Origin of the sequence: Acinetobacter sp. YH16056_T (assembly GCF_024605895.1) — a bacterium.
GTDB classification, from domain to species: Bacteria; Pseudomonadota; Gammaproteobacteria; order Pseudomonadales; family Moraxellaceae; genus Acinetobacter; species Acinetobacter amyesii.
Genome location: NZ_CP094545.1, coordinates 1,196,460 through 1,208,095, shown reverse-complemented (window position 1 = coordinate 1,208,095; position 11,636 = coordinate 1,196,460). Strand labels below are relative to the sequence as shown.

Genomic DNA, 11,636 nt, shown 5'->3' with positions numbered 1-11,636 from the left:
TCTTTTATTCTGAGATATCTTTTCAATCTCATTTAGACACTTTTGAATTTCTGCTGTGTCAATTTCCTTTATTCATCCATAGTTACCTATAAAAAAAATTTATTGTTTGGTGAATTAAATTTAATCGCAACTCTGCGTTTATTCGAATACCATTGGATTAAATTTAAAGAATGTAGCCTGCTGTATGTCTGATACTCGTTTCTCAAAGCCCCTGATTTACATGCTCATTGGCAGTGCTATTATTTTGGCATTGTCTTTAGGGGTGCGTCATGCATTTGGCCTCTATCTCGTGCCGATGAGTGATGAATTTGGTTGGGGACATAACGTTTTTAGCCTTGCCATTGCCATGCAAAACTTAATTTGGGGTGCTGTACAGCCAATTACTGGGGCTTTTGCAGATAAATATGGCAGTAAGATCGTGGTCGCCGTCGGGGGTGCATTATATGCCCTAGGGCTATTACTCATGGCCATCAGCTCTACCGGTTTACTTCTTAATTTAAGCGCAGGTTTAATCCTGGGTTTGGCTCTCTCAGCCACATCATTTCCAGTATTACTTTCTGCCGTAGGACGTGCAGCGCATCCAGACAAACGTAGTTTAGCCATGGGTATTGCCAGTGCAGCAGGTTCTTTTGGTCAGTTCATTATGCTGCCCTCTACATTACTGCTATTGCAAAAATTGGGTTGGTCTTCGGCTTTGGTGGTCAGCGCCATTTTAATTGCGCTTATTATTCCTTTAGCTTGGATGCTAAAAGCACCAATGTATGTTGCACCAAATGCAACTAATACGCATGAAGCCTCTCTGACTTTTAAACAAATTTTGCAATTGGCTTGGGAGCATAAACCCTTTTGGTTTCTAGCACTCGGTTTCTTTGTCTGTGGCTTCCAAGTGGTGTTTATTGGCATCCATCTTCCGGGATATTTAATCGATCATGGCTTTAATGCCACTACGGGCACTATTTTCCTCGCGCTCGTTGGACTGTTTAATATTGTCGGCACCTACACAGCTGGTTGGCTCGGTGGCAAATATTCCAAACCAAAGCTGTTGATGGGACTGTATGGATTACGTGGTATTGCCATTATTACCTTTCTTTTGCTGCCTTTAAGCACATGGACAATCTATGCATTTGGCGTCATTATGGGACTATTATGGCTTTCTACCGTACCACTCACCAACGGTATTGTGGCCAATATGTTTGGCGTTAAATATCTCAGTATGCTGAGTGGTATCGTGTTCTTTACTCACCAAGTCGGTTCATTTTTTGGTGGCTGGTTGGGTGGTGTGAACCACGATATGACCGGTAACTATGATGCCATTTGGATTTTTTCGATTGTCCTGAGTATTTTTGGGGTATTGGTACATTTCATGGTTAATGAGGAAAGTGTCATTCATGACTAATTCAACATTATGGTTCCGACTCAGTATTGCTATCAGTATTCTGGCCTTGTTGGCTTTATCCATCGGCTTATGGAGCCAAACGCCTGAATTATTCGAATACTTTAACCAAGCGTTTTGTGCACATTAAAGACGTATTGAAATCTTAATTCCGATCCAAACTGCTGTTTTATCAACACTACAACAGCAGTTTTTTAGCTATTTACTACACGATTCAATAAAAGCTGCATTTTCAGCATATTAGTATTAATCATACGTTTTTTCATAAACTTAGCTTATTTTTTAATTTTCCATCCTGCGCTTTCTTCCATAGATTAAGTCTCAATAAAGAACAATTTGAGAACTTATGAAATGACCGCATTAACTCAACTTTCACAAGCCATCCATGATGCTCCGCGTTGGCATCAAGCAGAACATTTTCAAGATGGCAATGAAATTCGTATTGAAGTGCAACATGACCAAGCTTTGGGGGCTGTGGTTTATGGTTTAGATGCGTGTAAAGCACAGTCTGGGGAAACCATCTACCGTTTAAAACAAGCGCTGGCAGAACACTTGATTTTAATTTTTAAACATCAAAGTCTAGATGATTTACAGTATCTCGCGTTTGCAAGCTACTTCGGTTCAATCTTCCGTCCCGGTGCAGATATTCCAGTGTTAGCGTCACAAGATGATACCGGTACACCACCAGACGTCGTACCTGTGTCAAATGCAGTCGGCAAAGGTGACTATACTGGACATGGTGAATTGGCTGCGCATGCAGATCATCAGTGGACTCCGCTGCCATCTTTTGGTTCATTACTCTATGCCATTGAACTGCCACAAGACGGTGGACAAACCTCATGGTATAACACCATTAAAGCCTATGAAGCTTTAGATGAAGTGACACAAAAACATTTAGACCAACTTCAACTCATTACATACAACCCATTTGTCCGTGCCAAAAATAATAAAGGCACAACGGGATATGGCGCTACACCGCTTTACCGTTTCAAAGACCAACCGATTGTTGGACATGCCTATCCACATCCGCTTGTACGTACCCATCCAGAAAGTGGCCGTAAAGGTCTGTGGTTAAATGAACGATCTGAAGTGGAATTGGTTCACTACGATGATCAGTCAGGCAGTGAATTGATTGCATCCTTACGTGAACATTTATTGAAACCTGAGTTTCGATATGAACATCAATGGGAAGAAGGTGACATTGTATTTTGGGATAACCAAGCCACTTTACACTCACGCCGCCCTTTCCCTTCAGACCAACGCCGCTTATTAAAGCGAATTAGCCTAGCAGGAGGACGACCATACTAATGTTGAACTTCATGCCAACAATAAAAAATAAATAACCCTGTAAAATCCGTGTTTGAGCAATAACTCCAAATAATTAAAATTTTAAAACAATAAGAACACTGCTCAAATTACGGATGATCTATATCTAATGCCTTAAAACCTGAAATTAAATGATCTAACATCGCACGCACACCCGGCAGCATGCCTTGTCGTGTCGCGTAGGCAACATGGATGACCCCTTGCGGCAATTGCCATTCAGGAAATAGCTCTATTAACTCACCACTTTTTAAAGCATCACGTACAAACACTTTGGGCAAAGATGCGATTCCTACGCCAGAAAGAGCAGCAGAAATCATCGCACTAAAACTGTCAGTTCTTAAGCGTGGATGAAATTCAATTTGTTGGGTTTCACTTTTTTCACGATGTCGGAAATCCCAAAAATGTTTAGGTCGGTCAAAACCAATACACGGAAAATTTTGAATCTCAGCCAATTGCTGTGGCATTTCACGCTCGAAGAAAAGTTGTGGCGATGCCACTAAAACATGATCACAAGCATCTAAATCTCGAACGATCAAATCACTATCCATTAAAGGCATATTGCGCACACGAATGGCTAAATCTACGCCTTCCTCAATGACATCAACCCGATGATTGGTCGCCATTAGATGCACACTGACCTCAGGATATTGCTGCATAAAATCAGTGACCATTTTGGCAACAGGCATTTCCACCAAAGCCACAGGACAAGAGATTTTAATTTGGCCACAGAGTTGGTCATTCAACGTACTAAGCACAAAGTTTTCCGTTTCGCTGACTTCCTCTAAAATTTTTAAGCAGTGTAAATAGAACTGTTGTCCTATTTCAGTCACAGTAAATTTTCGCGTATTACGTTGAATCAGACGTACACCCAAACGCGCCTCTAACTCTGTAATACGGCGTGATAGCTTAGATTTTGTAATACCCAATGCTTCACTGGCTTTGGTATAACCTTGGTATTTCACCACTTGCACGAAATAGTAATAGTCATTTAAATTTTGCATGATTGTTTCATTTTTAGAATAATCTGTTGAGTTTTTCGCCCTGTCATTCCCTCACTATACCTCAATAATAGATCTCAGAAGCAATATATTGAGGGCTGAATTATGAATTCAATCAAACGTGTTTATCATAGTGATCGTAGTACTTGGGTGGGCGATGGCTTCCCAACAAACTCTATGCTCCCTATGCAAGAAATGAGCAATCAAACCAGTCCATTTCTCGTTATGGGCTATACCGGCCAATATCATTTCTCTCCAAGTCATCATCAACGTGGTGTTGGATCACATCCACATCGTGGCTTTGAAACAGTAACCATTGTTTATGAAGGAGAATTGGAGCATTTTGACTCTAAAGGAAATCACGGCAGTATTGCCAAAGACGAAGTGCAATGGATGACCGCGGGTCGAGGCATTATGCATGAAGAACACCATTCTAAAGATTTTGCAAAAACTGGCGGAAATTTAGACATGGTACAACTTTGGGTCAATTTACCTAGTCATGCCAAAATGACTGAACCTCGCTACCAAGAACTGACTACAGCCAATATTGCTGAAGTTAAACTTGCACAAAATGCAGGCGTGGTACGCGTCATTGCTGGCCAATTTGAAGACACAATGGGTGCAGCTGAAACCTTTAGCCCAATGAATGTCTTGGATGTGCGCTTGAATGCAAATGTTGAACAGGAATTTTCATTCAACCCACAGTGGAATAACATGATTTTTGTATTAAGTGGCGCGATCGAAATTGAAGGTCAACGCTTTGATGCGAAACAGACTTTATATGTCAGTGACCAAGTATCGTCCTTGAAACTTAAATCTTTTGTAGCAACCAAACTGCTTATTTTAAGTGGCGAAGCTTTAAATGAACCTATTGCGGCACATGGACCATTCGTCATGAATACTGAAGATGAAATACGTCAGGCATTTTATGATTTTCAACATGGTCATTTTGCTTAAATATTTCCACGATAAAGTCCCAATAAAAAAACCGCCTTCTGGCGGTTTTTTTATATCTATGTTGGTATGAATTACGCATCACGCTTTCAACAGATTATTGCGTGACTTTTTGATAAAACTCATCGATTGTATTGACCATTTGATCGAGTCCCGGCTGTTCCAAAGGATAATGTCCTGCGTTTTTCAACAGCACGACATCGACTGGAACTTGGTGAATCCGTGCTAAAAATGGCTGACTTAAAGCCAAAGGCGTCCAACGGTCTTGTTCAGGCTGCGTTAGTAGAATTGGGCAGACATCAAACTGCTCCGGTGGCGTGTCATTTTTATAATATAAATACGAATCTAGAAATTTAACCGATACACTATTCCCAGCTGACGTTTTATCTTTTAAAAAGACCTGCAATGCTGCGTCATTATTCACCAAACGATGCATTTTACTTACCCAACGCATCGGCATTGGCAATGCTGATAATGGTGTATGTGCCGTCACATGAGCCATTGGACTGCCCACGCGGCTCATAAATTTATTCAAAGAGACTTGATCACGCACGGTTTTATTTGAAGTATCTAGAAAGGTCATACCGACGATACCTTTCACCTGTTTATTTTTTGCCGCCACGTGATAGGTCAACATACCACCAGCACTGAGCCCATACAAAACGATAGGACGATGATCTTTTTGTAGCTCAGCTTCAATGAGGTCATTGCCTGCTTGAACCCAATCATCATAACGAATTTTTGAGCCTTTTTTGACTTGGGTGAGGCCATAACCGGGCATATCAATAGCGATAGTTTCATAGCCACTCTGTGCCAAAGGCTGACCCAAAATCATCGACATTTGTCGACCATTTGTTCCCACACCATGAAACAGAATCACCTTCACTTTTGCCTGTGGATTACGATAAGTATCTAAGTGAATAGTATGACCTTGCCAGTTCCACCACTCTTCTTTAGGTCGTTGAATTTCATCTAAATGGTATTCTTTGGGTAGATAGTGCTGAATGTCCTGCCAACTGTTTTGATCTGCATAACTTGCTAATGGTTGTGAAGCAGGTAGCTGATCATCTGAAAATGCCATGATTGAAAGTAACGATGCAATGCCACTCATCAACCACTTTAATAAAGCGCTCAAAATTTCTGCTAATGTGTCTGATTTTGGAGTAGTCATTTTTAGACAAATTTTTTATGTGTATGTGCTGATGCTAATCAGCGGCGAAAACTGATGCCATGTGCATGTGGGACAGCACTATGTCACTTCGTCCAATTATCTTTTTCCCTGCTAAGCGCTTCAGAATAATTTTGAAGCAGGATTTACATACTACTGCAATAATCAACCTTTAAAATCTTTTAACTTTCATACTTATATCCTTTAGAAATTCATAACCTTATTTCGATTTTTAATATTGGTAACGCATGAGCCAGTCCATACCACAACGAAACCTTGTCATCTTTCTCACCTTTTTAAGATTAGGGTGTATTGCATTTGGTGGACCTGCTGCGCATTTAGTGTTGTTTTTTCAATATTTTGTGAAACAAGAAAAATGGATAACGGAGCATGAATATGCGCATTTGCTTGCCTTGACTCAAGTCCTTCCAGGCCCAACCAGTAGCCAGCTCGGCATGGCGATTGGATTTCAACTCAACCGCTATCAAGGTGCTTGTTTGGCGTGGTTAGGCTTTACTTTACCATCCGCCCTGCTGATGTGTGCCGCGGCGATTTTAAGCTTAAAACTTAGCGATCAACTCTCAACACAGTTCTTTCATGTTATTCAGTTGATTGTCCTTGCTGTGGTTACATGGGCATTTTGGCAAATGATGCGAAGCTTCTGTAAAACAAAATTTCAGTATCTAGTCATGCTTTTAGCTGCATTTTTTATTTATTTCTTTCAATTTTCTCTAAATCAAGTTTTGGTGATTTTATGCGCTGCAATTATCGGTTTAGTTTTATCGTCAAATCAATTACGCAGCCAAAAGCCAAATATCGCCGAAACAGTTCCACCCAAACATGACAGTTTTAGCCAAAATGCACATGAAAATACTCGCACCTCTTGGCTATGGCTTCTCGCCTTTATCAGCCCTTTTTTCGTTCTGCCATTCTTCGATATACAACACAGCAGTGTCTTGGCATTTAGCTTAGAAAGCTTCTACCGCACAGCGTCCCTAGTCTTTGGTGGTGGACATATTATTTTGCCATTTTTACATCAGGACTTTGTCTCGACAGGACTGATCAGTAATGAAAATTTTGACTTAGGCTATGCCCTTGCACAACTCATGCCGGGGCCTTTGTTTAGTTTCGCCGCCTATCTCGGCACACTTTTACCCATGACTGATGTGCTACTCTTAAATGCTGTACTCGCGACTGTGACGATATTTTTACCATCATTTTTACTAATGTTTGGCTTATTGCCCTATTGGAATAAGTTGATGAAATACCCGATGCTTTTTGGCACCTTAAAAATAATCAATGCGGCTGTCGTTGGTTTATTACTGTGTCTACTATTTCAAATGAGCCAAAAATACATCATTCAATGGACAGACTTTATATTTGTTGCCGTCGTTATTGCTTTACTTCGCAGCAAACTGCCAGTTTGGTTCAGCTTAATAAGCAGTTTTATCGGCTATTACGCTTTTTTAACTTTTCTGCCTTTTTAAACTTAAGCAAAAAAAACTAGAACTCAAGGAGTAAATTAATCCTCATCGATTAAGCTTGCGCCCTTGACCACAGTTTTCCCCTCGACCTGATCCAGTTGATAATGCTGCACATCACTATACTGTTTGATCATTTCAACCAGTTCATTGGAATGTGTGGTCAACCAAAGCTGCGTATAGCGACTTGCTTCGGCAATCAGCATCGCCAAGGCAGGTAATAAATCGGGATGTAAGCTATTTTCTGGCTCATTCAGTGCCATAAAATTTGGGGGTCTTGGACTCAATAAAGCCACAGCTAAACACAAAAACCGTAAAGTCCCATCTGAAAATTCGGCACTTTCCAAAGGTCTTAAGATCCCTTGCTTTTGCATCATCATTTGAAAGCGCCCACCCATTTCCTGCACATAAAATTGGGTCTGCGGAAAGGCTTTTTCTAGTACTTCAAACAAGGTTTCACTGTTACCACGCTCACGCAAGGTTTCAAAAGCCGCAGCTAAATTTGTACCATCATGCGCTAAAACTGGCGAACGAATGCCCACCTGTGGGACACGGATCGGTGAATTTCCACTGACAGAAAACTCATGATAAAAACGCCAGTTTTTCATGGTCTCACGCACTTGTGAAACTTCGGGATATAAGTGTGGATCGGACAATTGTCCAAACACCGACTCTTCTGGTGTTAATGCCATCGGATAAGCAATCCGTTCTTCATCAACATTTTTAAGAAATGCCGCTTGGTTGGTTCTTTCCAACAACTCACTCATTTTTCGACGTTGATAGCCGCTTAACCAAATCCCTTCTACTTTGACCAAAGGATCGAGTGCAAACAAGGTGATGAGCGGTTCAGGAAAACCTATTTCAAGTTGATATTCATAATGCTCCATCTCCACTGCAAGCTTCATGCGCTTAGGGTCTTTCGATCGATCACCCGCACGGTGACCACCTGCCCACATGATTTTTTGAATCCCGCCTTCATTTGCAATTGCTTGGGATAATTGGCCATTTGCAGCTTCATGCAAGAGACGTACAGCTTTATATAGATTGGACTTACCACAACCATTCGGACCACTGACAATATTCAGACGCGACAAGGTCAAATTCATATGATGAATAGATCGAAAACCTTGAATGGTCACTGAACGGATCGTCATGGGCTACCTAAAATGAGTTGAAAATGTTGATGATTATAAGTGGATTGACTGTATATTTTGTATGCACTTTATTCTAACCATAAAAAACCCGCAAGCCGAAACTTACGGGTCTTTCATTGCACATTCTAAGTTCACTTTAACCTTAGAATAAGCGGTTCATACCATTCAATGTTGCAACACGGTACGCTTCCGCCATTGTCGGATAGTTAAATGTGGTTTCTACAAAATATTTAATCGTATTGTTCGGGCTGTTCATCACGGCCTGACCAATGTGAATAATTTCCGCAGCATTATTACCGAAGCAATGAACGCCTAAAATTTCTAAAGTATCACGATGGAACAAGATTTTAAGCTCGCCCACGGTATCGCCCGTAATTTGCGCACGTGCCAAATGACGGAAAGATGCCTGACCCACTTCATACGGAATTTTTTCTTCAGTTAACTGTTGTTCAGTTTTACCAATCGAAGAAATTTCAGGAATTGTATAAATACCTGTAGGAATATCCGTTACAGGTGCAATTCCTTCTTCACCGCTCATGTTAGAACCGGCACAGCGACCTTGGTCATATGCAGCAGATGCAAGTGAAGGCCAACCGATTACATCACCCGCAGCAAAGATATTCTCTACTTCAGTTTGATATTGATCATTCACGGTTAATTGACCACGGCTGTTTGGTTTGATACCTACATTTTCTAGGCCTAAACCATCTGTATTACCAGAACGGCCGTTACACCACAAAATCGCGTCGGCTTTAATTTTCTTACCACTTTGCAAGTGCAGAACCACATGATCATCATGTGTTTCAAGATGATCAATCTGTTCGTTGTGGCGAATCAATACACCCTGCTCACGTAAACGATATGACAATGCATCTGAAATTTCATCGTCTAAGTAGCTGAGTAATTTGTGTTGTGTATTGATCAAGTCAACTTTGTGGTCTAGACCAATAAAGATAGACGCATATTCACAACCAATCACACCTGCACCATAAATGATGATTTTTTGGATTGAATAATCCAGATCCAAAATTTTGTCTGAATCAAATACGCGAGGATGATTAAAGTCTAAAGCAGCTGGACGGTAAGGACGTGAACCTGTCGCAATCACTAATTGCTGGAATACTAAAGTTTCCGTCATACCTTCATTGCTAAAAATCAAAACAGTGTTTTGATCTTGGATATACGCACGGCCGTGGAAAATATCAATTTTATTACGGTCATAAAAACGTGAATGAGTTTCAACTTGTTGTTGAATCACTTTATGCGCATTACGTAACACCTGTTTCATCGTGAACTGTTTCCATTCACCGACTTTTTGGAACATAGGGTCACGTTGGTAACGTAAAATGCTTGAAACGGTCTGACGCAATGCTTTACTTGGAATTGTTCCTACATGGGTACAGTTACCACCAAGCTGTTCACGCATATCTACAATTGCAACTCGCTTACCTGATTTAGCAAGTTTCATTGCAGCGCCTTCACCCGCAGGGCCAGAACCCAGAACTACCGCATCGTATTTCACGAAAGTTCCACTAACGACCTCTTTCTTACGTGGCATTCAACGCTCCTTTACAAATATTCTTTAATCTAGGCTGTATTATGACGTATATCCTAACTTTTTTGGATATTTAGCTCACATATATTATGTGATAACCACATTTATTATATGAATATCGTTTTCCCCCTATTTAAGCTCAAGTCCGCTATAATGATCGAGCTAATTTTTTTGAATATCTCCTCGTCAAAAACAGTGGAAAAGTTGAATATGTCTGAGAACCGTAAACCTGTACAGGGTGTAAAACTTCGTGGCGCAGAAAAAGTCGCTCGCATACCTGTGAAGGTTGTGCCAACGGTTGAAACGCCTCGTAAGCCTGACTGGATTCGGGTCAAAATGGCTGCCCCTGATGAAGTTCAACGTATTAAAACAACTTTGCGCGCACAAAAATTACATACCGTGTGTGAAGAAGCGGCTTGCCCGAACTTACCTGAATGTTTCGGTGGCGGTACTGCAACCTTTATGATTATGGGCGATATCTGTACTCGTCGTTGCCCATTCTGCGACGTTGCGCATGGTCGTCCCAATGCTCTTGACCCAGATGAACCACGTCACATGGCAGAAACCATTGCCAATCTTGGTTTGAAATATGCCGTAATTACGTCGGTCGACCGTGATGACCTAGTTGATGGCGGCGCACAGCACTTTGTTGACTGTATTAAAGAAGCTCGTGACTTGAGTCCAAAAACACTTTTGGAAATTCTAGTTCCTGACTTCCGTGGTCGTATGGATGTTGCCCTTCGTATTATGACGGAGTGTCCACCTGATGTGTTTAACCACAACATTGAAACCGTGCCACGTTTGTATAAAGCAATGCGTCCGGGTTCTGACTACCAACACTCTCTAAACTTATTAAAAATGTTTAAAGAATACTGCCCAGATGTTCCAACCAAATGTGGTTTGATGGTCGGTATTGGTGAAACTGAAGAAGAAGTGATCGCGTTATTAGACGACTTAAAAGCACACGATGTTGACTATGTCACCATTGGTCAGTACTTACAGCCCTCTAAAGAACATGCACCGATTGACCGTTTTGTAAGCCCAGAAGAATTTGAGCGTTACACTGCACATGGCCAAAAGCTTGGTTTCAAAAACATTTGGGCTGCACCAATGGTCCGTTCAAGTTACTTTGCTGACCGTCAATACTATGGTGAGCCAGTGCCTGCGGTACGTCGTAAAACTGATCCTGCAAAGAAAATTGCAGTTCAAACGATTGAAGCTTAATCACTCTTAGATTTAAAACATCTCAAATTAAAAGCCCTCATTGATTGAGGGCTTTTTTATGGCTTTCACACTCAGCCCAATTCATTTACCAATATAAGATCTTTCGAAAATAGTGCGTTCCTTTAAACGGTATCCAACATATCGAATCATACAAGTTTACGTAATGTGACATTTCTTTGCCCGATAGGGATTGTATTGTGATTATTTATTAATCAATCTATTGATAACACTTTATTTGCGCTTTCATGATATTCGCGCAATTGTCCAATCATACTCACCAGCCGAGTGATGCCATTTTGACAGTCTCATGCACTTTAAAATCAGAAAGACAAAAGATGAGATCATTTTTAAACGCATGTAGGCTGTTTTAAACGCATAACGCT

The 11,636-nt window shown here is 40.9% G+C and carries 10 protein-coding genes; 6 read left to right on the top strand and 4 right to left on the bottom strand.

Translation table 11 applies throughout. The features are described 5' to 3' along the window. Positions 1 to 184 precede the first annotated feature (184 nt). The 3 genes from MST17_RS06130 (at position 185) to MST17_RS06120 (ending at position 2,701) form a co-directional block, all read left to right on the top strand. Positions 185 to 1,396 (top strand): MFS transporter, encoded by a 1,212-nt coding sequence (locus MST17_RS06130; RefSeq protein WP_180026337.1) that lies wholly within the window; start codon positions 185 to 187, stop codon positions 1,394 to 1,396. Continuing rightward, positions 1,389 to 1,523, top strand: coding sequence for a hypothetical protein (locus MST17_RS06125; RefSeq protein WP_257221407.1), 135 nt, complete (start codon positions 1,389 to 1,391; stop codon positions 1,521 to 1,523). The genes MST17_RS06130 and MST17_RS06125 overlap by 8 nt, the downstream gene beginning before the upstream one ends. Before the next feature lie 221 nt (positions 1,524 to 1,744). Next, on the top strand, positions 1,745 to 2,701 hold the full coding sequence (locus MST17_RS06120; RefSeq protein ID WP_180026338.1) for a TauD/TfdA family dioxygenase: 957 nt from the start codon (positions 1,745 to 1,747) through the stop codon (positions 2,699 to 2,701). 107 nt (positions 2,702 to 2,808) lie between these two features. Here MST17_RS06120 and MST17_RS06115 read toward each other — a convergent pair whose 3' ends face one another. Continuing rightward, positions 2,809 to 3,720, bottom strand: a complete 912-nt coding sequence (locus tag MST17_RS06115; protein WP_180026339.1) for a LysR substrate-binding domain-containing protein — start codon at positions 3,718 to 3,720, stop codon at positions 2,809 to 2,811. 102 nt (positions 3,721 to 3,822) lie between these two features. Here MST17_RS06115 and MST17_RS06110 point away from each other — a divergent pair, with 102 nt between their 5' ends. Then, positions 3,823 to 4,674, top strand: a complete 852-nt coding sequence (locus tag MST17_RS06110) for a pirin family protein (protein WP_180026340.1) — start codon at positions 3,823 to 3,825, stop codon at positions 4,672 to 4,674. Between the two features lie 94 nt (positions 4,675 to 4,768). Here MST17_RS06110 and MST17_RS06105 read toward each other — a convergent pair whose 3' ends face one another. Then, on the bottom strand, positions 4,769 to 5,752 hold the full coding sequence (locus MST17_RS06105; RefSeq protein WP_257224004.1) for an alpha/beta hydrolase: 984 nt from the start codon (positions 5,750 to 5,752) through the stop codon (positions 4,769 to 4,771). Between the two features lie 335 nt (positions 5,753 to 6,087). Here MST17_RS06105 and chrA point away from each other — a divergent pair, with 335 nt between their 5' ends. After that, entirely contained in the window at positions 6,088 to 7,326 is a 1,239-nt protein-coding gene (gene chrA / locus MST17_RS06100) for a chromate efflux transporter (protein ID WP_180026342.1), read from the top strand. 35 nt (positions 7,327 to 7,361) lie between these two features. On the opposite strand, the gene MST17_RS06095 is transcribed toward chrA, so the two are convergent. Both MST17_RS06095 and sthA read right to left on the bottom strand, forming a co-directional pair. After that, positions 7,362 to 8,474: an AAA family ATPase gene (locus MST17_RS06095; RefSeq protein WP_180004940.1), complete on the bottom strand. Its 1,113-nt coding sequence runs from the start codon at positions 8,472 to 8,474 to the stop codon at positions 7,362 to 7,364. A gap of 142 nt (positions 8,475 to 8,616) precedes the next feature. Then, positions 8,617 to 10,032 (bottom strand): Si-specific NAD(P)(+) transhydrogenase, encoded by a 1,416-nt coding sequence (gene sthA / locus MST17_RS06090; protein WP_078190237.1) that lies wholly within the window; start codon positions 10,030 to 10,032, stop codon positions 8,617 to 8,619. Between the two features lie 207 nt (positions 10,033 to 10,239). On the opposite strand from sthA, the gene lipA reads away from it, so the two are divergent. Next, positions 10,240 to 11,253 (top strand): lipoyl synthase, encoded by a 1,014-nt coding sequence (gene lipA, locus MST17_RS06085; protein ID WP_078190238.1) that lies wholly within the window; start codon positions 10,240 to 10,242, stop codon positions 11,251 to 11,253. Positions 11,254 to 11,636: the final 383 nt, after the last annotated feature.